Origin of the sequence: Streptomyces sp. NPDC056948 (assembly GCF_042674225.1) — a bacterium.
In the GTDB taxonomy this organism is placed as follows: domain Bacteria; phylum Actinomycetota; class Actinomycetes; order Streptomycetales; family Streptomycetaceae; genus Streptomyces; species Streptomyces purpurascens.
Genome location: NZ_JBHUQX010000053.1, coordinates 1 through 25,172 on the forward strand (window position 1 = coordinate 1; position 25,172 = coordinate 25,172).

Consider the following 25,172-nt stretch of genomic DNA (forward strand, 5'->3'; position numbering starts at 1 on the left):
GTCGAAGCGAAGGACCAGGCCGCCAAGGAGGCCCGGGACTCCCTCGCCAAGGAGCTGGCGAAGTTCCTCGACCCGGACCGGGACGAGAAGGAAGCCCCGCCGGACCCCGAGAAGCTGATGGGGCAGATCACCGAGGAGCGCGAGGCGCACCGAGGGACGTCCATCGAGCTGGCGATCTACAAGGGCGCATCCAAGCACGGGGCGGACCCGGGCGAGCTGGCCGACAGCCGGTCCTTCATGGCGAAGCTGGCGAAGCTCGACCCGTCCGACGAGGGGTTCGCGAAGAAGGTCGGCGACTTCATCAAGAAGGCCGTCGAGGACAACCCCAAGCTCAAGGCCGCGTCCGCAGCGCCGGACCGGACGAGCAGCGACTTCAACGGCGGGGCCGGGGGCTCCTCCGAACCGGAAGACATCGACGAGATCCGCGCCGCGCGCCGCAAGCGCCGAGCCGGATAGGAGGTAACACCCCATGGCCAACACGTTCCTGACCGCACAGCAGATTGCGCGCCAGGCCCTCGCCAACCTGTACGAGAGCACCGTCGCGGCGAGCCTGGTGCACCGCGACTACGAGGCCGAGTTCAACCGCAAGCAGGGCGACGCGATCACCATCCGCAAGCCCGCCATGTTCACGGCCAACGAGTACAACCGCGCCGCGGGCATCACGGTGCAGGAGGCGCAGGAGACCAGCGTCAACATGACGCTGAACCACTTCGCCGACGTGAGCTTCGCGGTCACCACCGAGGACATGACGCTGAAGGTCCAGGACTTCGACGAGCAGCTCCTCACCCCGGCCATGGAGGCCATCGCTCAGAAGATCGACCGGGACATCCTCGCCCTGCGCGACGACATCGTGCAGGAAGTCGGCGACGCCACCCCGAACGCCGCGGGCGAGGACTACACGGGCTACAACGGCGACTACCCCTGGTCGGACTCCCGTGTCCTCATCCAGGCGGGCAACGTCCTCGACCTGAAGAACGTCCCGGGCACGCAGCGTGCCGTCATCGCGGGCCCGACCACGAAGGCCCGCTGGGTGGCGGAGAAGACGTGGCGGCAGGCCGACAAGCGCGGCAGCACCGAGGGCCTGCTGGAGGCGTCCATGGGTGCCCGCGTCTCCGGCTTCGACCCGTTCTGGACGCAGAACATCGGCCAGCCCGCCGGGTCGCCGGCGTCCGGGCAGCCGACCACCGAGGTCAACGTCGCCTTCCACAAGACCGCGTTCGCCCTTGCGTTCCGCCCGCTGGAGCTCCCGCAGGGCGCCCTCGACGCGGCGATCATGAACTACAAGGGGTTCGCGCTGCGCATCATCCGCGACTACGACATCGACAAGAAGCAGATGGTCGTGTCGATCGACTGCCTGTACGGCACGAAGACCCTCGACGCCAACCGCGCCGTCCTCATCAAGGGCGCCGACGCGGCCTGACACCCGCGCCCGCCCCGCGCGGGCGGGCCTCCTCTCCCCACAGGAAGGACAGCCCCATGGGCTACAAGGTCCACAGCGTGGACGGGCGCGCCGGCGAGGTCGACACCTCCACCGCGCGCACCTACAGCAAGGAAGTCCGCGTCGCCTCCGGCACCGCGGGCACCTACCAGCTCTTCAAGGTCCCTGCCGCGGCGAGCGTCATCGCCGTGCGCGCGTACCGCACTGGCGGTACGGGCGGCACGGTGCAGGTGAAGAAGGGCGCCTCCGACGTCCTCGCCTCGCCGATGGCCACCAGCACCGACGCATGGGCGGGGAACACCACCGTGCAGAACGCGTCCTGCGCGGCCGGAGACAACATCTCGGTGGTCCTCGCCTCGCCGGCCGGATCGCCGACCGAGATCCTCGTGCAGGTCGACCTCAGGACGGCGGTGCCCGCGTCATGACCACCTACTTCAACCAGCGGACCGGAGACCGGGTGGAGATGGACGGCCAGTCGGCTCGTCTGGACTCCCTCGACAACTGGAAGATCCTCGACGAGGGCGAGGAGGGGGAGATCGTCAACGACGGTGTCCTGTCCCGGCCGACGCTCACCGCGCCCGGTGTGCACGACCCGTCGACGGACGTCCCGCTCACCAACGAGGAACTCCGAGAGGAGAACCCGGAGGCTGCCGGACCGGCCGTCGGCCAGGAGCTGACCCCGGTCAAGGACAGCGAGGTGGCCGGCCACGACAAGCCCCCGGCGAAGAACGCGGGCCTGGCGAAGTGGCAGGACTACGCCCGCAAGGTCGAGGACGACCCGGAGCGGCAGTCGGACATCGAGGGCCTCACCAAGGAGCAGCTGGTGGAGCGGTACGGGGGCGGTAGCTGATGCCGCTCTCCGGAACCGTTCTCGCGGTCAGCGCCTTCGCTGAGCTCACCACGGCTCTCGACCTGGGCACCGCCCGCTCGCCGCACAGCCTGAGCCGGTCCGTGTCGCTCAGCTCGGGCACGGGCGCGGGCAAGGCCGACAGGGTGTTCAGCGACCGGCGCACGCTGGCTGCGTCGGGGACCGAGGATCTCGACCTGGCCGGGTCGCTGGTCGACGCGTTCGGGGCGACGATCACGTTCGCCCGGATCAAGGGCATCATCGTCGCCGCGGCGGCCGGGAACACCAACAACGTCGTAGTCGGGGCCGCGAGCAGCAACCCGTGGGCCACGCTGCTGGGCGCGACCCACACGCTCACCCTGAGGCCGGGCGCGTTCGTCGCCGTCGGTACTGGGGTGGCGGACGCGACCGGGTACGCGGTGACTGCCGGCACGGCCGACCTGCTGAAGGTGGCCAACTCGGGTGCGGGCACGGGCGTGACGTACGACATCCACATCATCGGCGCGTCTGCGTAGCCGAGCACGGGACACAGGGAGGCCTCCGGGCCTCCCTGTCGCGTGTCCAGCCACCTGCGAAGGGAGGACGGGGCCATGGCCGCGACTGGCTACGTCAGCACGACCGGCGACGCTCGCAAGGTCTCCAAGGCCGGGGACACGATGACGGGTGAGCTGACGCTGCCTGACTCCTTCCCGGACACCGCGCTCGCCGCGGCCTCACGGGGCTACGTCGATGCGGCCGCCGAAACGAAGGCCGACGCCACCCACGCCGCCACGCACGCCGAGGACGGCGACGACCCGGTGGCCGTATCCATCGACCAGGTGATCGGCCTGGCCGAGGCGCTGGCGGCCCTGCTGTCCACTGAAGGCGGCACGGTCAACGGCACCATCACCATCGTCAACGGGCAGCTGCTCCTCGTCTCCGGCGGCACGGCAATCAACCGGGTAGGACGTGGAGGCAGCGGCTTCTTCGCGGCCTACGTCCTTGCGAACGGACCGGACGAAGCTGATGAGCGGTGGGCGTTCCAGATGGCCCCGGGCTCTGATGACGTGCTCCTCGTCGACTCGGCGAACGGGGTGCAGGTGCTGCGGTTCGCCTCAGGCGTCTCAGCTCGTGTCGGTTTCCTGGGAGCCACTCCCGTCGTGAGACAGCCCGTGACCGGCTCTTGGACCGACGGCACGGCTGGGCAGTCCCTCGCCGCGGCCCTTGCGGCGTTCGGCCTCATCACGGATGGGACGACTCCATGACGGATGTGATCGCAGGGCAGGCCGTCGCACTCCTCTCCCAGTGGCGCGAGTACGAGGGCGGCCCCCTCGTCGACCTCGACACCGCCCCCACCATCGGCATCACTCGCGTCGCGGGCGGGACCGTCATCCTCGCCCCGACCACCACAGGTGTCTCCCACCCGGCGACCGGTTCGTACGGCTACGGCTGGACCCCGGCCGTCGACCTCGCCCCGGGCCTGTACCTAGCCCTGTGGAGCGGCACGAAGAACAGCTCGCCGGTGACGGCGACCGAGTCGCTCACGGTGACCGCGCCCGCGACCGGCCGCGTGTACGCCACGGTCGCCGAGTACGCGGCCCACCCCGGGGGAACGTCGCCCGCGCCGGCGGCCACCGGAACACGGCTGGTGCAGGCGTCCCGGATGCTGGAGCGGCAGGTACTGCGCTACTGCCTGTACGACGTCGACACGGCCTCCGGCATGCCCACCCACCCTCTGGTCATCGCAGCACTCCGGGATGCGGTGTGCGCCCAGGCCGCCTGGTGGGAGGAGGTCGGGGACCCGTCGGGCGCGGACGCGGTGGGCTGGGGCTCGGTGTCCATCGGCTCCGTGAATCTGGGCCGGTCGGTGACCGCGGTGTCCGGCGAGGACGCCCCGGCTCGGCAGATCGCCCCGGCCGCCTGGGATGCCCTCCTGAGCCTGGATCTGACGTCGGACATCTTCCGCATGGGCGCGGTGACCTCGCTGTGAGGATCCCCCGCTACCTGATGCGGCACCAGATCACGGTCGAGCCGTACCTGGGCGACACCAGCAAGGGTCCCAAGTACGGGCCTCCCGTGGTGGTGCGGTGCTTCGTCGATGAGCAGACCCGCGCCGTCCGCAACCCGGGCGGCGAGGAGGTCACTTCCACGACGACCGCGTACGCCGACCCGGGCACCCAGGCGCCCGCGCTCTCACGGGTGACTCTCCCCTCCGGCCGGACCACCACCGTGATCCAGCTCAAGGACCGCGACGGGGGCGGACTTCCCACACCTGACCACGTGGAAATCCAGCTCGAATAGGGGAGGTCCCTGTGCCGCAGAGTTTCCGGCTTCACTTCAACGGGGCTCCAGCGGCGCGCGAACTACGGTCGGCCGCCGCCCGGGGCGTGTACCTCGCTGCCGAGCACGTCCTCGGCCTCAGCACCGAAGTGGTGCCGCTCGACGAGGCGGAACTCCAGCGCTCCGGCACAGCCAGCGTCGACCCGCCCTCGCTGACGGGCATGGTCTCCTACGACACCCCGTACGCCGTCGTCCAGCATGAGCGCCTCGACTTCCGGCACGCCCCCGGCCGCACAGCCAAGTACCTGGAGAACAGCCTGAACGCGGCCCGCACCGACGTGGCAGCGATCATCGCGGCCGAGGTGAGGCGGGCGATGCGGTGAGCTACACGAGCAGCCTCCTCGACGGAATCGCCGGTCTCCTCGAGGAGGCCGGCGTCGGTGTCTTCGACCCGGACGGCGTGATCTCGGACCCGTCCACGGGGATCTTCCGCGGCACCATGCCGGACTCCCCGGAACGGGCGCTCGGCCTCACCGCCTATCCGGTCGCCGACGACGACACCACCAACGCGATCACCGGCGTGCAGATCCGCATGCGAGCGGGCCGTGCCCCGGACGCGATCGACGACATGGCAGACCTCGTCTTCAACGCCCTGCACAACCGGCGGCACTACGACTGCGGCGACGTCCACGTGCAGCTGTCGTGGCGTCAGTCGCAGGCCTGGATCGGTCAGGACAGCCAGCAGCGCATGGAGCTGACCGCGAACTACTACTTCCGGGCCGACAGGGCCGGGACCTACCTGATCGATTGAGAGGATCGGCATGAGCACTCCCACGCCCACCAACGCCCTCGCCCGGCGCTGGAAGATGGATATCGACCTGTCCGCCGCCAAGGACGGCTCCGACTGGCAGTCCGTGATCGGCATCACCGAGTTCAATCCGAGCGCCGAGCCCAACATCGAGGACAGCTCGGACTACGACTCGGGCGGCTGGGCGGGCAACACGAAGACCGGTCAGGCCTGGGAACTGGGCGTCACCATCAACCGCCGGATCAACGACCAGGTGAAGGTGTACCACCCCACCCACGAGGCGTTCCGTACGGCCTCGTTCGCCTTCGGCTCGGCGTCCGAGGTCCACGTCCGCTACTACGACCGAGACGGACTGCCCGAAGCCTACGAGGGGACCGCCCTGGTGACGTGGGCACCGTCCGGCGGCGAGTACACCGCCCTGGACCAGGTCGAGATGACCCTCACCGGCACCGGCCCGCTCCAGCTCATCGCGAACCCGGTGGCCTGATGGCGGGCCAGTTCGAGGCGCTCGACGACTTCCTCTCCGACGGGCTCGACCTGCCGGTCAAGGGCGAGGACGGCGTGGTGCGCGAGTACCACATTCCTGACCCGTCGGCCCAGGCAGGCGTCAAGATCGAGCGCATCACCAGCCTCGCGGCCCGCCTCGCCGCCGGGGGCACCGCTCCGGATACGGCCGTCCTCAACGACGAGGAAGAGCTGGACCTGTACCGGCTCTGCCTGGGCCCGGCTTACGACAAGCTCCTCGCCGAGACGAGCTGGTCCATGTTCAAGCACGTGTCCCTGACGGTCATGTTCTGGATCACCACCGACGAGGACACCGCCCGCCAGTACTGGGCCACCGGCGAGGCCCCGGGAAAAGCGGCGAGGAACCGGGCGGAGCGCCGGCAGATGTCGCGCGCCTCCTCGGGCGGGGCTGCGGCGAACGGGACCCGGTCACCGGCCTCTACGAGTGGTACGAGGGCGGAACTCCAGCGCCGAAACAGGGGCGGTCGCGGCCGCAACCGTACGCAGACCTGAGCTGGCAGAAGCTCCTCGATCGGTGGGAGCTGATCGAGGCCGACCTGCACAGCGAGTACGGCATCGACGTCGAAGAGGGCCGCGCCGAGGGCAACGGCCTCCTCCAGCGCCGCACGTGGCGCTGGCTCCAGTGCCGAATCCTCGGCCTCCTCTCCTGCGAGTCGCGTCTGCAGCGCCACTTCAACCCTCCCGAGGAACCCAAGTCCAACACCCGACGGAGGTGAGCCGTGGCGCTCCAGGTCGGCGAACTCAACGCCATCCTCACGGTCGACGACCGCACCGTGGACCCTGCCCTGCGCCGCGCCGAGCAGGCCCTGCGCGCTTCGGGGCAGGCGATGGGCAGCGATGCCGACCGTGCTGGTGAGCAGGCGGGCGAGGGGCTCGGCGACGGCTTGGTCCGCGGCGCTGATGGGCGCCTGCGCAACGCGCGCGGGCGGTTCGTCGCGGCCGGTCGCCGGGCGGGGGACGCGGTCGGTGACGGCCTCGCAGACGGCGTGGGCGACGGCGCCGATGAGGCGGTCGCCGAGGCGGAGAGCGGCCTGACCCGGCTCCAGACGATCGCGCTCGCTGCCGGGGCCGCGGCGGGCGCCGTCCTCATGACCGCCTTCGGGCAGGCTATGGAGCAGGAGCAGATCACCGCCCGGCTCGGCGCGCAGCTGGGCAAGACCCCGGCGGAGGCGCAGCGGTACGGCAAGCTCGCGGGCCAGCTGTACACGAGCGCTGTGGTCGCGGACTTCCAGACGGCCGCCGACACCATCGGCTCGGTCATGGGTTCGGGGCTGATCAACGCCGACGCGACGAACGCTGAGATCCAGAAGGTCTCGACGAAGGTCGCCGACCTGACGTCGCTCTTCGGGCAGGACCTGACGAAGGTCACCAACGCCGCGTCCCAGTTGATTCGCACCGGGCTGGCGAAGAACTCGACCGAAGCCCTCGACCTGATCGCCAAGGGCTTCACCACGAATGTGAACAAGGCCGACGACTTCCTGGACACGCTGAACGAGTACAGCGTCCAGTTCAAGCGGGTCGGCCTGGACGGCAAGACCGCCATTGGCCTCATGACCCAGGCCATCGCCAAGGGCGCCCGCGACAGCGACCAAGTCGCTGATGCGATCGGCCAGTTCGGCGAGCGCGCGCTGGCCGGAGGTAAGCCGGTCGAGGACGCCTTCAAGGGCATCGGCCTGAACGCCGACACCATCGTCGCGAAGCTGAAGAAGGGCGGGAAGTCGGGCCAGGAAGCGCTCCAGATGACGACGGACGCGCTCCGCAAGACCACCAACGAGACCGACCGCCTGGCCGCCGCGGGCGCCCTGTTCGGCGACCCGGGCATCGTCATGGGCGATGCCCTGTACGCCCTCGACCCCGCGTCGGCGGCAGCCGCGTCCGGCATGAACAAGGCGACCGGCGCGGCGGACAAGCTCGGCAAGAGCGTCCACGACACGGCGGCCGCGAACCTGGAGCGCTTCAAGCGCGGCGCCATGCAGGAGCTGGTGGACTTCACCGGCGGCCAGGTCATCCCCGTCGTGATCAAGCTGGGCGGCTTCATCAAGGAGCACTCGGGCGCCTTCAAGATCGCCGCTGGCGTCATCACGGCGGTGCTGGTCCCGGCTCTCGTCCTGATGGGCGTCACGGCCACCGTGGCGGCTGGCCGTGTGATGTGGGGCTGGGTCACGGCGGGTGCCTCTGCGGTGAAGGGCGCCGCGATCCAGGTCGGTGCAGCGGCACGCACCGCCGGCGCCTGGGCGATGATGAAGGCGCGCGCGGTCGGGTCGTTCATCGCGATGGCTGCTTCCGCGACGGCCAACGCATTGCGGACGGCAGCGGTGTGGGCGGCGTCGGCCGCGCGCATGACCGCGACGTGGCTGGTGGGGATCCTGCGCGTTGCCGCTGTCACGGTGGCGCAGTTCGCGCTGATGGCCGGCCGCGCGGTGATCTGGGCGGCGACCATGGCGGCGCAGTGGCTGATCGCAATGGGCCCCGTGGGCTGGATCATCGGCATCGTCATCGGCCTGGTGGCTCTGATCATCGCCAACTGGGACAAGGTCAAGGCCTACACGCTGGCGGCGTGGACGTGGGCCGTGAACCAAATCAAGGTCGCGGTCAACGGCATCCTGGCCGGCATCGCGTGGCTCGGGCAGATCCCCGGCAAGGTCAGCGCCTGGTTCGGCCAGATGAAGGACTGGGCGATCAAGAAGCTTCTGGCTTTGGTCGCGTGGGTGACGACCATGCCGGGCAAGGTGGCGTCCGCGGTCTCCAGCATGGCGTCGAAGCTGGCGGCACGGGCGGCCGCTGCCTGGCAGGCCTTCCAGGTCGCGACGGCGAAGAAGGTCGTGGCCTTCATCGGCTATGTCCGGTCCCTGCCGGGCAAGATCTCTGCTGGGATCGGCTCGCTGAACAGGTTGCTGGTCTCCAAGGGCACCGCGGTCGTTCAGGGCCTGTGGTCCGGTATTCAGTCGATGGGCGGCTGGATCAAGTCCAAGCTGCTCGGCTGGGCCCGGTCGATGATCCCCGGACCGATCGCCAAGGCACTCGGGATCGCGTCGCCGTCGAAGGTGACGCGCGCGCAGGGCCGTTGGATCGCTCGCGGCCTCATCGACGGCCTGACCGGCTCGTCGAAGCAGGTCAAGTCCGCGTCCACCAAGCTGGCGGACATCATCCGCGACAGCCTCAACCCGGGCAAGCGCCGGACCAAGGGCCTCAAGGCGATCTCCTCCGGCACCAAGCAGCTGCTGAAGCTCGCGGGCCAGGAGACCAAGCTCGCCGCGCGCATGAAGGCGGCGACGAAGAGCATCGCCGACCAGCGCAAGGCCCGCGACAAGCTCGCCGCGGACGTGAAGAAGGGCGTCCTCGACTCGGCGAACATCACGTCGAAGGACAACACGGGCGGCTGGCCGGTCACCGCGGGGTCCATCCTGGCCGGGCTCCAGCAGGACACCGTCGCAGCGCAGACCTTCGCGAAGGATCTCGCGATGCTGCGGAAGAAGGGCGTACGCGCCGACCTGGTGGCCCAGATTGCGCAGGCCGGTGTGGAGCAGGGCTCGGCGGCGGCTGCTGCTCTGGCCAACGCGAACAGCGGCCAGATCAAGCAGATCAACGCCCAGCAGAAGCTCCTCGTCAGCGCCGCCGGTTCTGCCGGGGCGACGGCCGGTAACGCGATGTACGGCGCCGGGATCGACGCTGCGAACGGTCTGATCCGCGGGTTGCAGAAGCAGCAGAAGGCGATCGAGGCGCAGATGCTGAAGATCGCCAAGGGCATGTCGAAGAGCATCAAGAAGGCGCTCGGCATCAAGAGCCCGAGCCGCGTCATGGCGCTGGTCGGCCAGTACACCGCGCAGGGCCTCATCCGAGGCGTGGAGGGCCAGCGGAACGCCGTGAACCGGTCGATGGCGTCCCTGGTGGACACGCCGGCGCCGGGCTCGTGGGACATGGCGAGCGGGCGTGCCCGCGCGGCCGCGTCGCAGAACGTCGTGCTGGAACTCCGCTCCTCCGGCCGCGCCGAGGACGACTACCTCGTGGAGCGGATGCGGCGCGGTATCCGCAAGAAGGGCGGCGGCGACGTCGACCTCGTACTGGCCGGAAGGAGAAGCGGCTGATGGCGTTCCCGGAGGACCCGCTCGGCGCGAGGGTCGAGTACCAGATCGGGGGCGTGTGGACCGATGTCACGCCGCACGCGCAGCTGCGGGACATCATCACGCACACCCGCGGCCGTACGGGCGAGGGGCAGGCGGTCGACCCGGCCTCCTGCTCCCTCACCCTCAAGAGCCCGGACGGTCTCTACTCGCCTCGCAACCCCCGCTCGCCCTACTTCGGGAAGATCGGCCGGAACACGCCAATGCGGGTATCCGTGCACACGGGTACCCGCTACCTGGACCTGCCGGGCACCGCCAACAGCGCCACCACTCCGGACACCGCCGCCCTCGACATCACTGGCGATCTGGACCTGCGGTGGGAGGGCGAGACCGACTGGTACGAGGCCGGCGCCCACATGCTCATCGGCAAGTGGGACACGGCTGCGGGCAACCGCTCGTACCACCTGCGCATCGAGAACGGCTACCTCTACCTCCACACCACCACCGACGGCACCGTGGGTAAAGCGGGCTGGCTTCCACTTCCCTCCGGCCTGCCCAAGCGTGCCGCCCTCCGCGGCACCCTCGACGCCGACAACGGCGCAGGCGGCTACACCATGCGCCTGTACTGGGCAGAGTCCATCGCCGGGCCCTGGACCCAGATCGGCGGGGACCTCAGCGACACCGGCGTCGTGACGATCTACTCCAGCAGCGCCCCGCTGTGCATCGCCCCAGAACAGCTCAGCGCCACCATTCCCCGGCAGGCAGCCGTCGGCCGGACGTACAAGGCAGAGGTCCGCTCGGGCATCGGCGGCACGCTCGTCGCAAGCCCAGACTTCACGGCGCAAGCTGCGGGCACCACCAGCTTCGTGGACAGTGCCGGCCGAACGTGGACGCTGTCCGCAGGCATCACCAACAAACAGATCCTCTTCAGCGGCGAGTACTCCGACTGGCCGGCCAAGTGGAGCCGGGGCGGGCATCTCATCACCGTCGAGGGCGAGGGCGCGGGCATCCTGCGCCGCCTCAACCAGGGCGACAAGCCCTTCCAATCGACGCTGAGGCGGCGTATCCCGTCCGACTCCACACTGATCGCGTACTGGCCGATGGAGGACGGCCAGGAGGCCACCTCGGCTGCGAGCGCGCTGCCGGGCGCCCGGCCGATGACGGTCAAGAACATCGAGTTCGCCGCGAACGACCGGCTCGGCGGGGCATCTTCGCTTCCCGAGGTCCAGGCCGGCGGCAGCTTCTCCGCGAGCGTGCCGCCGCCTGCCTCCGGGACGGGCCCGTGGCAGGTCGAGCTGGTCAACTACATCCCGGTGGCACCAGTGGCGAACACGGTGCTGTACGAGATCCAAGCCTCCGGGACCGGGAATCTGTACCGGGTCCGAGTGGGCACCAACGTGGTGCAGCTGGAGGTGCTCGACAGGGAGGGGACGCAGCTGCTGCTGACCTCGACCACAGCAGGCACGGACCCGTCCTTCTTCACCAGTTGGAACCGGGTGCGCGTGTTCGCCCGGCAGGAAGGGGCGAACGTCCGGGTCGACCTCGGCTGGCTGAACACAGGCTTCCCCACCGGCTACTTCCACACGGGCACCTTCGCGGGCACCGTGGGCGTGGTCACCAACGTCCGGTCCTCCTTCGGGGCCGGGCTGGAAGGCACCAGCTTCGGGCACCTGGCCGTGTTCCAGGCCACCGACACCAAGATTTTCGAGAGCGCTGACTCCGGCTACGACGGCGAAACCGCCGGCGCGCGGCTGCTCCGCATCGGCGCCGAGGAGGGCATCCCCATCACGGTCACGGGGACGTTCACCGAGCAGGCACGGATGGGGCCGCAACGTCCTGGCACGCTCCTGGAGCAGCTGGGGCAGTGCGAGGCCGCGGACGGCGGGATCCTCGTCGAGGACCGGGAGCGGCTGGGGCTGCGGTACCGGTCCCGTGCGTCGCAGTACAACCAGGCGCCCGCACTGACGTTGTCGTACCGGTCGCGGTCGCTGGGCGAGCTGGAGCCGGTTGACGATGACTCTGCCGTACGAAACGACCGCACGGTGGAGAGGACGGGCGGCTCGTCTGGCCGGGCCGTCCTCGAGGAGGGGCCGCTGTCGGTGCAGCCGCCGCCGCTCGGGGTGGGCCGCTACGACGACTCGACCACTCTCAACCTGTACGGCGATGACCAGACCGAGCCCATGGCGCACTGGCTGATGCACCTGGGCACCGTCGACGAGGCCCGCTACCCCGTCATCAGGGTGCGGCTGCACAGGGCGCCTGAGCTGATCGACACCGTCCTCGGCATGGTCGAAGGCGACCTGATCCGCATCACCGACCTGCCGGACTGGCTGCCGCCTGGGCCGGTGGATCTGATCGTGCAGGGCCTCACTGGGCGCGTCGGCGTCCGCACGTGGGAGATCGATTTCGTGTGCGCGCCGGGCTCGCCCTGGCGGGTCGGGGTCGTGGAGGATCCGGTCCTCGGTCGGGTCGACACCGACGGCAGCCTCCTGGCCGCCGCGGTCGACGAGGACGACACCGCGCTGACCGTGCAAGCCACTGACGGCCCGGTGTGGGTCACCGCGCTGCCCGCGCTCACGGCCAACGGCTACTTCGAGACGGACTTGTCCGGCTGGTTCGGCAACGGGGGCACGATCGACCGCGTCGCCGCTCCGGAGCCGAGGCCGTTCGAGGGCGTGTGGGCCATGCGGTTCGTCCCCAACGGGGTGGCCCAGTTCCCCAACGCTGGTTCCTCGACCGTGCCGGTGACGGCGGGACAGCAGTACGTCATCTCCGGCTGGCTCCGCTGCGCCATCGCCCGGACGATCAACCTGAACGCCAATTGGTTCGTCTCCGGCGGGACGTACGACTCGACGAGTGCCTACGGCCTCGCGGTCACGGCCAACACCTGGACGTGGTTCGAGGCGACCGTGACGGCCCCGGCCGGGGCGCTCACCGCGAACGCAGCGCCGACGGTGTCGAATTTCCCGCCCTCGACGGATGTGCTGTGGGCCCACGGGGTCACGATCCGCCCGGCTGGCGGCCGCCCACAGGAGTTTCCCTTCGACGCCCAGCTCGGCGGGGAGGTCGTCACGGTGGACGCGATCGCGGACTCGGTCCGCGACACCTTCGCCCGTACGTTCGCGGCTGGCGGATGGGGGCAGGCGGACTCGGGCCAGGCCTGGACCGTGGCGCCGAGCGCGGATCACAGCGTGGGCGCCGGGTACGGGGTGGCTGCGCAGCCGAGCACGGGCATCGCCCACCTCGCCCTGGTGCCGGCGCCTGCTGCGGACGTGGATCTGTACGTGGACGTAGCCGCGTCGGCTCTGGTCACGGGAGCCTCGGTGTTCACCGGGCCGGTACTGCGGGCCGTGGACAACAACAACCTGTACCAGTGCCGTGTGGAGATCACGACGGCAGCGGGCATCCTGCTGACCGTCCGCAAACGGGTCGGGGGCACGGAGACCCAGCTGGCCACGTACACCAGCACGCTAACTCACACCGCGGGCACGTTCTATCGGACGCGCTTCCAGGCGACCGGAACCGCTCTCAAAGCGAAGATCTGGCTCGCGTCCGATCGGGAGCCGGACCTGTGGCAGATCGACGTGGCCGACACGTCGCTCACCGCCGCGGCGTCCATCGGGGTGCGCGCGTTCCGGAACACCGGCAACACCAACGCCGGCCTGGAGACGCGCTTCGACAACGTCCGCCTGGCCAACCCGCAGACGTGGACCGTGCGCCGCAGCCGCAATGGCGTCATCAAGGCACAGTCGGCGGGCACGGACGTCCGGCTCGCCACCCCCACCATCGTCGCCCTGTAGAAGGAGGCCAGAGTGCCGTACGAGCCCTGGCAGCCGGGGATGCGGATGACCGCGAACCGGCTGCTGTCGATCTCTCCGACGTGGCAGGACTGGGTACCGGTGTGGACCACGTCGACCGGGGCCGCGACGCCGACCTTTGGGAACGCCACGATTCTCGCCCGCTACGCCCAGACAGCCACGCTCGTGGTTTTCCGGCTGGAGATCACTTTCGGCAGCACCACCGCTTTCGGTGGCGGCGGCGCGAGCGATAACTGGCGCTTCAGCCTGCCCGTCACGGCGGCCGGGACCGCCCTGATTGCCGGGTCCGGGGAGGCCCAGGACTCGGCCACCGGCGGCACCCCGTCGAGTGTCCGCATCCCCCTTCGGCCCCGCCTCACGGGCACCACCACGCTCGAGCTCGAGATCAGCGGCGGCGGGACCGGCTTCGCGGGTGGCTACGCCGCCACGCCGACCGGCCTGATCGACGCTGCCACTCCTTTCACCTGGGCCACCACGGACGCGATTCGGATCCGCGGCGAGTACGAGGCAGCCGCCTGACCATCCCGCACCCGCTACGCCCCGAGCCGACCGGCCGGGGCCTTTCTCATGTCTGGAGGCCCCCTTGGCCTGGTACGAGCACGCTGTCCGGTTGGAGCTGCAGCCGGAGTCCCGAGAGCAGCCGACCATCCGCCCCACACAGATGCTCTTCCACAGCATCGTCGCGCCGTGGGACGAGCACCGCCTGTACGCGTACTGGAAGAACAGCACGTCGCTGGAGTCGCATTTCGGCGTGGACTTCGACGGCAGCCTCGGTCAGTACCTGTCGACGACCACCAGGGCCGATGCGAACTACCAGGCCAACCGCCGCTCTGACGGCTCCGGAGCGATCAGCGTGGAGACGGCGTCCAACACGCAGGCATCGGACCCGTGGACGGACGACCAGCTCGAGGCCCTGACCGACCTGGGGGTGTGGGCGCACCGTACCCACCGCGTCGCTCTGCGGGCCTGCCGCAGTGGCGCCGACTCCGGCTTCGGCATCCATCGGATGTTCCCCCAGTGGTCGCCGTCCGGCACCAAGTGCCCCGGCGACAAGCGCGCCTCGCAGTTCCGAGCCGAGCTGCTGCCCGCCATCGTGTCCCGCGCGGGCAAGCCGGTGCCGCCTGCGACCGGCACGAGCAAGCCGTCCGTGTCCCTCGCGCACATCCAGGCCGCGCAGCGTCGTGACCCGGGCCTGCCGCAGGGCGGCACCACCTACCGGGCCGAAGCGCTCGTCGTCGAGACCGCCCTGTACAAGGCCGGGCTGCTGGCCAAGCGGTGGGTCGACGGCTCCCTCGGCACCGTGACCCTGCCGGCCGTCTCGGAGTGGCAGGAGCGCTGCGGTTTCCGCGGCCGCAAGCCCGGCCAGGCCGCCGACGGCCTCTTCGGCAAGGAATCCCTGACCCGCCTGGGCACCGCCTACGGCTTTACCGTGAAGGACTGACCTCATGAAGATCTTCGGTAGAGAGCCCGCGACGATCCTCGCGTTCATCGCGCTCACCCTGAAGCTGGGCGCCGCCTACGGGCTCGGCGTCACCGCCGACCAGCAGGCCCTCGTCATGGCGTTCCTGGCCTGCGTCGTGGCCGTTGCCGAGGCGTTCATCCTCAAGACCGGCGCCGCGTTCGCAGCGCTCGTCAACCTCGGCCACGGCGCCCTCGCTCTGTTCCTCGGCTTCGGCCTGGAGATGAGCGCGGAGACGCAGGCCCTGTGGATGCTGCTGATCGAGGGCGGACTGGCCCTGGTTGTGATCCGCCCGCAGGTGACGGCCCCAATTCCGGCGATGAAGTTGGAGCAGTCCAGCGTCGTCAAGGCCGCGTAGATAGGAGCGGCACGTGCCCGACGAGCTGAGCGTCGGCGAACTCGGGCGCGCGGTCGCAGCCCTGCGCCAAGAGGTTCAAGCGATGGGGCAGGGCATCAACGCCCGCCTCGACAAAGTCGTCTCGACCGAGGTGTACGCCCTCCAGTCCGCCTACACGGACCAGCGCATCAACCAGCTGGCCCAGGAACTACAGAAAGCTAAGGACGCCAACGAAGCGTTGGAAAACGCCTTCGAGCAGTACCAGCGTGACGAACGCGATCGCCGCGAGCGTGAGAGACAGGCCCGCCTGTACCAGATGATCGTGCCCGTCCTGATGGGGCTGCTGTGCGCGGCAATCGCGGTGTGGGCGGTGGTGGCGAAATGAGCCGAGCACACAGACGCCGGCGCCGTTGGCGGGCCCCACGCGCCGAGTTGCTGCTCGTGCTCACTGGCCTGATCGCCCTCGGGTTCCTCGTCGCCCTGGCCGTGATGGTGGTGGACCTGTCGCGGGACCTGCGGGCGGAGTACGCGGCTCGTGACGCGCTGGCGCGACAGGTGGAGGATCTGGGCGGGACGCCGGTGGGAGGCCCGCCCGGGACGCGAGGGGAGCCCGGCGAGTCGGTCACGGGGCCGCCTGGTCCGGCCGGCGAGCGGGGCGGCGATGGCGGGGCGGGCCAGCCTGGGGCGAGCGGCTCACCTGGGCCGAGCGGTTCGCCCGGCCGGCCGGGCCAGGACGGGGCCGATGGCGCCTCTGCGACAGGCGCACCGGGTGCCCCGGGCGAGCCGGGTCCGGGCGGTAGCCCTGGAGCGGCCGGGCCGCCCGGGGGCTCCGGGGCAGACGGGCCAGCGGGGCCGCAGGGCGATCCAGGCCCGGCTGGTCCACAGGGTGAGCGTGGCGAGCAGGGCGAGCGGGGGCCTGCGGGGTCGCCGCCGTCGAGCTGGACGTTCACCTACCGCGGTGTGACGTACACCTGCACCCCCAACGGGAGCGATTCGACCGCATACAGCTGCGAGCCGACCGAAGGCGATTCGGATCCTGGTCTGCCTGGCCCGCTCGCGGCCGGGCTGGACCCGACCCGCCGGCAGTACCCCTGAACACTGGTGCCCCCTCTCGCCTTCGGGCGGGAGGGGGCACTTTCGTCATGCCCAGATACCCTGCCCCCATGATTCGCGCTGTGATCTTCGACGTCGGCGAAACCATCACCCGCGATGACCGGTACTGGGCATCCTGGGCCGACTGGCTCGACGTCCCTCGGCACACCCTGTCCGCGCTCGTCGGCGCGGTTGTTGCCCAGGGCCGCGACAACGCCGACGCCCTGCGCCTCGCCCGGCCCGGCATCGACGTTGGTGCCGAGTACCGGGCCCGCGAGGCCGCCGGCCGCGGGGAGCACCTCGACGAGAGCGACCTGTACGAGGACGTTCGCCCGGCGCTATCGGCGCTGCAGCGTCTCGGCGCGCGGGTCGTCATCGCCGGAAACCAGACCGCCCGCGCGGGTGACCTCCTGCGGTCCCTGGACCTGCCGGCCGATCTGGTGGTGACGTCCGGGGAGTGGGGCGTGGCAAAGCCTGCCCCGGAGTTCTTCCACCGCGTGATCGAAGTGGCGCAGGCGACCCCGGCCGAGACGCTGTACGTCGGCGACCACCCCGCCAACGACGTCGCCCCTGCGGCAGCGGCCGGGCTGCGCACCGCGCATCTTCGGCGCGGCCCGTGGGGGCATCTGTGGGCCGGCGACCCGAGCGTCGTGGCGGCTGCTGACTGGCGGATCGACAGCCTCATGGATCTGACCGCGATCGTGGGCCGGTAGCGCGCCCCGCCCAGTCGAGGCCGGGCGGGGCAAGCCAGTACCCGCGGCGTGACGTCGCGACTACCGTTCGGAGTGGACGCACCGAACGGAGCCAGTATGCCCAGCCTCAGCATGCGCGAGGTAGGCCAGCGCATCGCCACGATCCGCCGCGCCCGCCGGATGACGCAGGCCCAACTCGCCCGAGCAGCCTTCGTATCCCTCGCCACCGTGAAAGCCGTTGAACGCGGCGCCCGCTCGCCCAGCGACGACACCCTCGACTCGATCGCAGCAGCCCTCAGCGTCGACCCGAGCCACATCGTCGCCGGCAGCACCCGCACCGACAGCCGCGTCCGCGCGGCCCTCCCCGGGATCTCCGCAGCGATCGGCGCCTACGACATCCCCACAGACGCCAGACCCCGCCCCCTCCCCGAACTCGGGCAAGCTGTGGGCCTGCTGGTGCAGTGGCGCCTCAACGCGCAGTACGCCCGAATCGCCGAGCACGCCCCGCAGCTCCTCACCGACTCCCTCGCGGCGCTCCACCACACCACCGGCGCCGAGCAGCTGCACGCGGCCCACCTCCTCGCCACCACCGCCCGCTCAGCGGACGCCGTGGCCTACAAGTTCGGCGCGCGTGACCTCTCCGCCCGTCTGGTGGAACTGATGCGCTGGGCCGCCGTCCAGACTGAGGACCGCATCGCCCAGGCCACCGCCGCGTACGTACGCACCGAGACCTTCTTCGCTGCTCGCGCCCACACCCAGGGCCTCACGGCGCTGGAACAGGCCATCGACGCCAGCCCCAGCCCGTTGGGCCGGGCCGCGACCGCAGCCCGGGGCGCGCTGCACATGCGGGCCGCCGTCATCGCCGGGCGAGCCAGCGACGCCGACGCCGCCGCTCTGCACCTCGCGGACGCTCGCCGCCTGGGCGACACACTCCCCGAGGACGCCTACGACGGCACCCAGTTCGGCCCGGACTCCGTGCGCGCCCACGAGGTGTCCGTGGCGATCAGCCTGGGCCAGGACCATCTTCAGCGCGCCCTCGACGTAGCGGAGGAGTGGACACCCCCGGAGTCTCTGCCGGCCGAGCGGCAGTCCGGGTTCTGGATCGAGCTGGCCCGCGCCCAGGTCTGGGCCGGGCGCCCTGACGACGCCTTCGAATCTCTGAAGGTCGCTCGGCACATCGCGCCTCAGCACACCCGCGAGCACCCGTGGGCCCGCGAGGCCGCTGCAACGGTGCGCCGCCTGAAACGAGCAGACGCCGAATCGCTGACCAGTTTCGCCGACTGGATCGGCGCCATCTGAGGGGATACACGCTGTATCCCTTGTGCCCCTTGTAGCGGCCCATCATCTCTCCGTAGCCACCGAACGGGCAGATGGGAGCCGTGATGAGCAGCCGCACCGAGCCGCTAGTCAGGGTCCACGGTGCCGTGAGTATCGCCCGTCTACACGGGCGCGCTTGCTGGTACTGCGGCGCCGTCAGCCGCCCCCTTTCCCCGGCGGGCCACGCCCAGCGAGGGACCGGACGTGTCTGGAACATCGTGTCCTGCGGGTGCCACAAGGCCCCTGCGCAGGACGCCGGGCTGGCAAGCTGATGCCGGCCCTGGAAGCTGCCGGCGCCGGGCCCCTCGCGATGCTGCCGCTGCCGAACGTCTCCACCCTGTCGAAGCGGCAGACCGAGGGCACGATCTGCGTGTGGTGCGGCGCCGGCCTCATCCCGTACACCGCGCGCGACCTCGGTCAACGTCCGAGCCCCGGCGGGGGACAGATCTTCCCTCGCGGCTGCGGAAAGTGCGTTCGGGAGAAGGCGGCCGAGGTCTACAAGCTCCACGTCTCGCAGTGCGGTGTGTGTCTCCGCAATCAGCACTGTGCCGACGGAACTAGCCTGCGGCGTCTCGCATCCCAAGGTGCGCCATGACGCTCTCCGCGCCACCGCCGCCTCCGACCGAGCTGACGTATCGCCAGTACCAGGGATGGGACTGCTGCTGGTGCAGCGCCTCACTGAGGAACGGCGGTACCAGCGCGGGCATATCCCGCGGCTCGGTCGGCGCCCACACGCTCGACGTCGAGGTGTACGCCTGCCAGCCATGCACTGCCTTACGAAGCCCTCTCCAGGGCGTCGCCGGTACCTGCGGACGCCGCGGCACCTGACCGACCTCCAAGAACTCCCGTCCCGGCGGCGAAACCCTGGACAGGTCAAGCGCCGGGGCGGGTTGCACACTCCACCACAACGACACCAGGGAGAGGCATGTTCGTTCACTCTGACCGTCTGCCCACGGGCCCCGCGATCCCGCAGGGACTCGTCACCGCCCGCCCGTGGGGAATCGGCCGCATGGCGCCCTACCCCACCATGGCCCCCGCCTACGCCAGCGTCCGCATGGATGAGGCCACCCAGTTGGCCGTGTTCTTCGACAGCGCCGGCCAGGTCATGGAGATGGGCAAGCACGGCACGTCCAGCGGCACCAACCCATCGACCGGCACCAGCCCGGACGGCCAGGGCAACGGGGACACCGACACCGGAAACGACACCGACCAGTGAGCGATCCACGTCCGGTGTTGGTCGTCACCAGCCTGCACGACCCCACCGCCGACGTGGTGATCAGCGAGCTGCACGACCGGGACATCCCGGTCGTGCGGCTCGACTCGGGGGACTTCCCCGCATCACTGTCGGTGGAGGCACAGATCACCCAGCGCGGCCTGCACGGCCTCCTGCACACCCCCACCCGCACCGCAGACCTGGCCAACGTCCGTGCCCTGTACTACCGCCGGCCGACGGGGTTCGCGTTCCCGCACCTCGACGAGCAGGACGCCAAGTTCGCCATCACCCAGGCCCGGTACGGGCTCGGCGGAGTCCTGGCCTCGCTGCCCGGCTGCCTGTACGTCAACCACCCGCACCGCATCGGGGATGCCGAGTTCAAGCCGTCCGGGCTGGCCGTAGCGGTCGAGGCCGGGCTCCTGGTGCCGCCCACCCTGGTCACCTCCAGCCCCGACGCCGCCCGCGAGTTCATCAAGGCGTACGGCCCGGCCATCTACAAGCCGCTGTACAACCCGATCTATCTGGTCGACGGCGTCTCGTCCGTCGTCAAGGTCGCCGAGGTGTCCACTGCGGACATCGACGACGATGTGGCGGGCACCGCGCACCTGTTCCAGAAGCGCATCCCGAAGGTCGCCGACGTCCGCGTGACCGTCATCGGCCGCGAGGTCTTCTGCGTGCGCATCGACTCCGACCTCCTCGACTGGCGCACCGACTACAGCAAGCTGTCCTACACACCTGTCGACGCGCCGCTGGGGACCGTCCCTGCCCTCCACCACTACATGGACCATTTCGGGCTGGTCTTCGGGGCGTTCGACTTCGCCATCGACGGCGAGGGCCGATGGTGGTTCCTGGAGTGCAACCCGAGCGGCCAGTGGTACTGGCTGGAGACCGAGACGGGTCTGCCCATGTGCGCAGCCCTGGCAGACCTCTTGGAGAGGCAGACGTGACCGATCAAGCAGAGCTCCACAGGCAGCTCCTCGACAGGATGACGGCGAACGGCAGCCTGCGCACCGAGCCGTGGAAGCGCGCGGCCGCCGCGGTCCCCCGGCACGAGTTCCTGCGCGGCGGCTATTTCCGCACGGTGGACGGCTCGGCGCCCACAGCGTGGGAGTCCGTCCGGGAAGGCGAGGCGGGGTGGCTGGACGGCTGCTACGCGGACGAGTCGCTCGTGACCCAGATCGCGGGCACCATCGTGCCGGACAACATCCGCGGCCAGATCACGCGCGAGCCCACCAGTTCCAGCACGCTGCCCTCCCTCGTGCTGCGCATGCTCGAGTCCCTCCAGGTCGAGGACGGGCATCAGGTGCTGGAGATCGGGACCGGCACCGGCTACTCCACCGCTGTGCTCTGCGCACGGCTCGGCGAGGACAACGTCACCTCGATCGAGTACGACGGGGACGTGGCCGCGCGGGCACAGACAGCCCTCGGCCGGCTCGAGATGTACCCCACGCTCGTCACCGGCGATGGTCTGCGCGGCCACGGCGGCGGGGCTCCGTACGGCAGGGTCATCGCCACGTGCGGCGTGCGCACGGTGCCTCCGGCGTGGATCGAGCAGACCCGCACCGGCGGCCTGATCCTGGCTAGCATCGGCGGCTGGCTCGGCTCGTCCGAGCTTGCGCGCCTCACGGTCCACGAGGACGGCACGGCGTCCGGACCGCTGCTCGGCGGCGGGGTGTCCTTCATGCTCGCTCGCCCGCACCTGCCGCCGCCGCTCGGCCTGCTTCCGAACCTCGACGAGGGCAAGGAGCGGGAGACCGTCATCGGCTCCGACGTGCTGAACAACTGGACGACCCGCTTCATCGTGCAGCTCGCCGTACCGGGCGCTCAGCGGCTGACCCTGGACCGGGACGGCCGCACCGAGGAAGTCCTGGTCGACACCGAGACCGGCTCGTGGGCCGCCATTTACGAGGACGCCGGCCAGTGGCTCGTCCGCCAGGACGGCCCGGCTCCCCTGTGGGACGTGGTGGAGGAGCAGCTCGGCCGGTGGCGGCATGCAGGAGCGCCGAGCCTCGAGGAGTTCACCGTCACCGTCGCCCCGGAGGGCCAGACCATCTGCTGGTAGGCCCGAGGCTGGCCCCGTCTCGCCTTCGGGCCGTCGGGCGGGCCTTCGCCTACCGCACGAGGTCGGAGAGCGACGTGTCCAGAGCGGCAGCAACCAGGAGCAGATGATCGATGAGCGTCGCGTGCGTGCCCTGCTCGATCCGGTTGACAGTTTTGCGGTCGAGCCCAACTAATTCGGCGAGCCGTTCCTGGCTGATCTTCTTCGCGTTACGAGCGGCTCGTACGTTGTCCCCGATCTTGCGTCGGCGGGTGATCACCCAGGCGGGCATCGGATCGGTTGGCACGGGTACACGCTGGTCTGGGTGATGATCTATGTCTGTACCATCTCTGGTACATCGCGAGAGCGCTTTCCCGTAACTCCGCAAGCCCTAGACAGGGAAAACACACGTTCGAGTGATCACTAAGGGCAGACTCTTGCCTAAGGCATAGTCCCGGCAAAAGCTGGTCTCGCCCCCCACGGCCGGTCGGCCGCCGTTCGCCCCCCAGGCACGGCGACCCGGCCTAGGCGCCCCCACCCCGGGCCCCCTGGGGCGGGGGCGCCGCCCTACTTCCACTCGATACGGACAGACTCCGCATCGAAGTACGTCCCGCCCGGCAGCCGCCCCCTCCGGCCCGGGAACAGCTTCACCGTCATCAGGAACGAGATCACCGCCCGCTTCCGAGACAGGTCCAACCGGTTCCAGTCCCCCTCGAGGTCCTCAGACCCCACAAGACCCACCACAGGGTTCACCTCGACGGCTCGCGCCAGTACCTTCTCCGCCTGCTCCAGCCGGTCACGAGCAGACTGCCGGGCGACACGCCACTCCTGAATGTCCATCTCTCCCGCACCGAGGGCCGCCGCCAGGGCGTCCAGGGTCTGCCGGGCCTCGCGCATCTGCCGCTGGGCACCGCGCACGTCCACCGGGTCCTCCCGCGCGGCCAAGAGGTCAGCCACATCTGGACGGCCCAGCCGCTCGAGGACCAGCATCTGCACGTACTGATCTACGGGCACCGACGTCCTGTTCACGTGGTTGCTCTCAGCGCGACACGCGTAGGCCGTGGCGTACTTCTTGCTGCTCTTGTTGCTCGTGACCACGCGCACGCCGGTAGAGCACTTCCCGCACTCGTACAGGTTGGTCCCGAGATGCTTGCGCTCATTGCCCGGCGTGGTCTTCCGCGACGGATCGTCCAGGAGGGCGACGAGGCTGCGCCAGGTCGGCTCGTCCAGGGCCGCCGGCCAGCTGCCCGGCCCGGCTTCCTGGCCGCGGTGCACGAGGATGCCCGCGTTCCTGGGCCGCCGCAGCATGGCCCCGACCTCTGCCCCCTCCCAGCGGTGGCCGGTGCTGGTCCGCACGGGCGGCTCCATGGCGTTCCACTCCGAGGCGATGGCCCGCAGCGACCCTCCGGCGAGCACGGAGTTCGCGGCCTGGCGGATGCGCGCGAACTCGCTGTCGTCGAGCACGTTGGCGGCTGCCGCGCAGCTGCGGCAGTTGGCCCACATGTGCCGGCCGTTCGGTGCCTTGCACCGGGTGCAGGCCCATCCGTCGATGCCGTCGGTGGCGCCGCACTCCTGGCAGGAGACGGTGAGGGTGAAGTCGTCGGCGTCGTCGCGTCCGCACCCGAAGCACACGAGGTTCCGTGGAGTGACTCCGTCGGCCTCGTACCCGAACGGGCGACGTCCACCGAAGAACTTGCCGTGGGCGGCCATCTCGTCACGCTTGCGCTTCTGCCGCTCGACCATCCGCTCCACCTCGTAGCGCGCCTGCACACCGAGCTGCCTGGCAATCATGCGGCCGGTGGCGGTGGACAGGTCGAGATGGCCAGCCTTGACCGTGCGGGTCTGCACGTGGCGCGGCTCGCATACGTCGATGTACTCCTCCAGCTCCGCCGGGGAGCGGTGGAGGCGGTCCGTGTGCCAGGCCAGGACGGTGTCTGCGCGCCCGGCTCGCAGGTCGGCGAGGAGCTGCTGGTACCCGGGGCGCGGCTTGCCGCTGTAGGCGCTCAGGTCGTTGTCTGTGTAGACCTCGACGATTTCCACACCGAGCTGCTTGGCGAGGGCTTCGCAGTCCTCGCGTTGCCGCTCGACGCCGAGGCCGGCACCTTCGCGGTCGCGGCTGATGCGGCAGTAGATGAGGGCGCGGGTCGGGATGCCGGGTGCGTCGATGGCCATGGTTCAGCCTGGCACAGAAGGACCGCACTCCGCTGGAGTTCGCCAGGTCGAAGCCGCTGCCGGACTTCGGGACGGAGGCCGGGCTCAGGCCCACCGTGAGTTTCTTCTGCGGCCAGGACGCGCCCGAGTTGACGACCGCGGCGCGCACCCGGTCCCGGCTCTCCGTCAGGCTCTTGTCGGGCAGCCCCACCAGCGTGAACGCCGCGACACCCGGTTCGAGATCGGCCTGGACCTCGACGACCACACCCTCGACGCCCACCAGCGCCACCGAACACGTACGGGCGAATCCCATCAGGCCACCCCCCGCACATGCTCGACCACGGCCGCGCCGCGGTACGGCAGCAGCACGCCGACCACGTCGATGCGGACCCCGCCGGGCGGTGCGCCCCCGTGGCTCTGGATCCACCGCTCGGCGAGATCCCTCAGCCGGTCCGCCTTCTGCGGGGTCACGGCCGCCATCGGATGCTCGAAGGGGCCCTCCCTGCGGGTCTTCACCTCGCAGACGACCAGGACGTCACCGTCCCTGGCCACGATGTCGATCTCACCCGTCCGGCCGGAGCGCCAGTTGCGCTCGACGACCGTCAGACCGGCCTCGGCCAGCCGCCGCGCGGCCAGGCTCTCGCCGTACTTCCCCATGGCACTGCGCGCCCGATGTGCGTTCATGTCGGCACCACCTCCGGCGCCAACGATCACGCACCCGCCTCCACGAAGTGGATCTTGGTGGATGGCTCAGCGGTTGTGGACAACCTCCTCACCCACCTGGGTGAACGTCGCTGAACGTCACCCGCTCGGCAGCTCGAGATCGCTCTTGTTCAGCTCCTCGATGTTCACGTCCTTGAACGTGAGAACCCGAACCTGCTTCACGAACCGCGCCGGCCGGTACATGTCCCACACCCAGGCATCCGCCATGGACACCTCGAAGAACACCTCACCCTGGACCGAGTGCACCTGCATCTCGTAGTCGTTGGTCAGGTAGAAGCGCCGCTCGGTCTCGATCACGTATTTGAACAGACCGACGACATCGCGGTACTCCCGGTAGAGCTTCAGCTCCATCTCGGTCTCGTACTTCTCGAGGTCCTCGGCGCTCATGGCATGT

At 70.1% G+C, this 25,172-nt stretch carries 26 protein-coding genes and 2 pseudogenes; 23 read left to right on the top strand and 5 right to left on the bottom strand.

The genetic code is table 11. The features are described 5' to 3' along the window. The 23 genes and pseudogenes from ACFTZL_RS09575 to tgmC all read left to right on the top strand — a co-directional run. Nucleotides 1–456 (top strand): annotated as a pseudogene (locus ACFTZL_RS09575) (hypothetical protein); the annotation flags it as partial. Between the two features lie 13 nt (nt 457–469). After that, a complete protein-coding gene (locus ACFTZL_RS09580) occupies nt 470–1,420 on the top strand; it encodes a P22 phage major capsid protein family protein (RefSeq protein WP_382579970.1) in 951 nt (316 codons plus the stop codon). 56 nt (nt 1,421–1,476) lie between these two features. Beyond that, nucleotides 1,477–1,863 carry a hypothetical protein gene (locus ACFTZL_RS09585; protein ID WP_382579971.1) on the top strand — a complete coding sequence of 129 codons (387 nt, stop codon included), beginning with the start codon at nt 1,477–1,479 and terminating at the stop codon, nt 1,861–1,863. Then, entirely contained in the window at nt 1,860–2,288 is a 429-nt protein-coding gene (locus ACFTZL_RS09590) for a hypothetical protein (RefSeq protein ID WP_382579972.1), read from the top strand. The genes ACFTZL_RS09585 and ACFTZL_RS09590 overlap by 4 nt, the downstream gene beginning before the upstream one ends. After that, nucleotides 2,288–2,800 (top strand): hypothetical protein, encoded by a 513-nt coding sequence (locus ACFTZL_RS09595; RefSeq protein WP_382579973.1) that lies wholly within the window; start codon nt 2,288–2,290, stop codon nt 2,798–2,800. Before ACFTZL_RS09590 ends, ACFTZL_RS09595 begins: the two co-directional genes overlap by 1 nt. Nucleotides 2,801–2,875: 75 nt before the next feature. Beyond that, entirely contained in the window at nt 2,876–3,529 is a 654-nt protein-coding gene (locus ACFTZL_RS09600) for a hypothetical protein (protein WP_382579974.1), read from the top strand. Next, nucleotides 3,526–4,254 carry a hypothetical protein gene (locus tag ACFTZL_RS09605; protein ID WP_382579975.1) on the top strand — a complete coding sequence of 243 codons (729 nt, stop codon included), beginning with the start codon at nt 3,526–3,528 and terminating at the stop codon, nt 4,252–4,254. The genes ACFTZL_RS09600 and ACFTZL_RS09605 overlap by 4 nt, the downstream gene beginning before the upstream one ends. After that, on the top strand, nt 4,251–4,565 hold the full coding sequence (locus ACFTZL_RS09610) for a hypothetical protein (protein ID WP_382579976.1): 315 nt from the start codon (nt 4,251–4,253) through the stop codon (nt 4,563–4,565). The genes ACFTZL_RS09605 and ACFTZL_RS09610 overlap by 4 nt, the downstream gene beginning before the upstream one ends. Nucleotides 4,566–4,576: 11 nt before the next feature. After that, complete coding sequence (locus ACFTZL_RS09615; RefSeq protein WP_382579977.1) at nt 4,577–4,927, top strand: hypothetical protein; 351 nt, start codon at nt 4,577–4,579, stop codon at nt 4,925–4,927. Then, nucleotides 4,924–5,355: a minor capsid protein gene (locus ACFTZL_RS09620; RefSeq protein WP_382579978.1), complete on the top strand. Its 432-nt coding sequence runs from the start codon at nt 4,924–4,926 to the stop codon at nt 5,353–5,355. The genes ACFTZL_RS09615 and ACFTZL_RS09620 overlap by 4 nt, the downstream gene beginning before the upstream one ends. A 10-nt stretch (nt 5,356–5,365) precedes the next feature. Further along, nucleotides 5,366–5,839 (top strand): phage tail tube protein, encoded by a 474-nt coding sequence (locus ACFTZL_RS09625; RefSeq protein WP_382579979.1) that lies wholly within the window; start codon nt 5,366–5,368, stop codon nt 5,837–5,839. Beyond that, a complete protein-coding gene (locus ACFTZL_RS09630) occupies nt 5,839–6,369 on the top strand; it encodes a hypothetical protein (protein ID WP_382579980.1) in 531 nt (176 codons plus the stop codon). Before ACFTZL_RS09625 ends, ACFTZL_RS09630 begins: the two co-directional genes overlap by 1 nt. Nucleotides 6,370–6,596: 227 nt before the next feature. Beyond that, complete coding sequence (locus tag ACFTZL_RS09635) at nt 6,597–9,962, top strand: phage tail tape measure protein (RefSeq protein ID WP_382579981.1); 3,366 nt, start codon at nt 6,597–6,599, stop codon at nt 9,960–9,962. Beyond that, on the top strand, nt 9,962–13,738 hold the full coding sequence (locus ACFTZL_RS09640; protein ID WP_382579982.1) for a hypothetical protein: 3,777 nt from the start codon (nt 9,962–9,964) through the stop codon (nt 13,736–13,738). Before ACFTZL_RS09635 ends, ACFTZL_RS09640 begins: the two co-directional genes overlap by 1 nt. A gap of 12 nt (nt 13,739–13,750) precedes the next feature. Further along, on the top strand, nt 13,751–14,275 hold the full coding sequence (locus ACFTZL_RS09645; RefSeq protein WP_382579983.1) for a hypothetical protein: 525 nt from the start codon (nt 13,751–13,753) through the stop codon (nt 14,273–14,275). A gap of 91 nt (nt 14,276–14,366) precedes the next feature. Then, nucleotides 14,367–15,197 carry an N-acetylmuramoyl-L-alanine amidase gene (locus tag ACFTZL_RS09650; protein WP_382579984.1) on the top strand — a complete coding sequence of 277 codons (831 nt, stop codon included), beginning with the start codon at nt 14,367–14,369 and terminating at the stop codon, nt 15,195–15,197. Between the two features lie 4 nt (nt 15,198–15,201). After that, nucleotides 15,202–15,573 carry a hypothetical protein gene (locus tag ACFTZL_RS09655; protein WP_382579985.1) on the top strand — a complete coding sequence of 124 codons (372 nt, stop codon included), beginning with the start codon at nt 15,202–15,204 and terminating at the stop codon, nt 15,571–15,573. A gap of 13 nt (nt 15,574–15,586) precedes the next feature. Further along, nucleotides 15,587–15,937, top strand: a complete 351-nt coding sequence (locus ACFTZL_RS09660) for a hypothetical protein (protein ID WP_382579986.1) — start codon at nt 15,587–15,589, stop codon at nt 15,935–15,937. Between the two features lie 778 nt (nt 15,938–16,715). Further along, nucleotides 16,716–17,357, top strand: a complete 642-nt coding sequence (locus ACFTZL_RS09665; protein WP_382579987.1) for an HAD family hydrolase — start codon at nt 16,716–16,718, stop codon at nt 17,355–17,357. A gap of 96 nt (nt 17,358–17,453) precedes the next feature. Further along, nucleotides 17,454–18,635, top strand: coding sequence for a helix-turn-helix domain-containing protein (locus tag ACFTZL_RS09670; protein WP_382579988.1), 1,182 nt, complete (start codon nt 17,454–17,456; stop codon nt 18,633–18,635). 943 nt (nt 18,636–19,578) lie between these two features. After that, a complete protein-coding gene (gene tgmA, locus ACFTZL_RS09675; protein WP_382579989.1) occupies nt 19,579–19,869 on the top strand; it encodes a putative ATP-grasp-modified RiPP in 291 nt (96 codons plus the stop codon). After that, nucleotides 19,866–20,813, top strand: coding sequence for an ATP-grasp ribosomal peptide maturase (gene tgmB, locus ACFTZL_RS09680; protein ID WP_382579990.1), 948 nt, complete (start codon nt 19,866–19,868; stop codon nt 20,811–20,813). Before tgmA ends, tgmB begins: the two co-directional genes overlap by 4 nt. Further along, entirely contained in the window at nt 20,810–21,928 is a 1,119-nt protein-coding gene (gene tgmC / locus ACFTZL_RS09685) for an ATP-grasp peptide maturase system methyltransferase (RefSeq protein ID WP_382579991.1), read from the top strand. The genes tgmB and tgmC overlap by 4 nt, the downstream gene beginning before the upstream one ends. Nucleotides 21,929–21,977: 49 nt before the next feature. On the opposite strand, the gene ACFTZL_RS09690 is transcribed toward tgmC, so the two are convergent. From ACFTZL_RS09690 to ACFTZL_RS09710, 5 genes and pseudogenes are all read right to left on the bottom strand, one after another. Further along, a complete protein-coding gene (locus tag ACFTZL_RS09690; RefSeq protein WP_382579992.1) occupies nt 21,978–22,211 on the bottom strand; it encodes a helix-turn-helix transcriptional regulator in 234 nt (77 codons plus the stop codon). Between the two features lie 260 nt (nt 22,212–22,471). Next, the gene (locus ACFTZL_RS09695; RefSeq protein WP_382579993.1) at nt 22,472–24,076 is read right to left on the bottom strand and encodes a recombinase family protein; all 1,605 of its coding nucleotides are present in this window, start codon (nt 24,074–24,076) and stop codon (nt 22,472–22,474) included. A 1-nt stretch (nt 24,077) separates the two neighbouring features. Next, a pseudogene (locus ACFTZL_RS09700) lies at nt 24,078–24,368 on the bottom strand (magnesium chelatase domain-containing protein); the annotation flags it as partial. Then, complete coding sequence (locus ACFTZL_RS09705; protein ID WP_382579994.1) at nt 24,368–24,769, bottom strand: YraN family protein; 402 nt, start codon at nt 24,767–24,769, stop codon at nt 24,368–24,370. The gene ACFTZL_RS09705 and the pseudogene ACFTZL_RS09700, both read right to left, overlap by 1 nt. Nucleotides 24,770–24,856: 87 nt before the next feature. Further along, nucleotides 24,857–25,165 (bottom strand): DUF2469 domain-containing protein, encoded by a 309-nt coding sequence (locus tag ACFTZL_RS09710; protein WP_003993268.1) that lies wholly within the window; start codon nt 25,163–25,165, stop codon nt 24,857–24,859. Nucleotides 25,166–25,172: the final 7 nt, after the last annotated feature.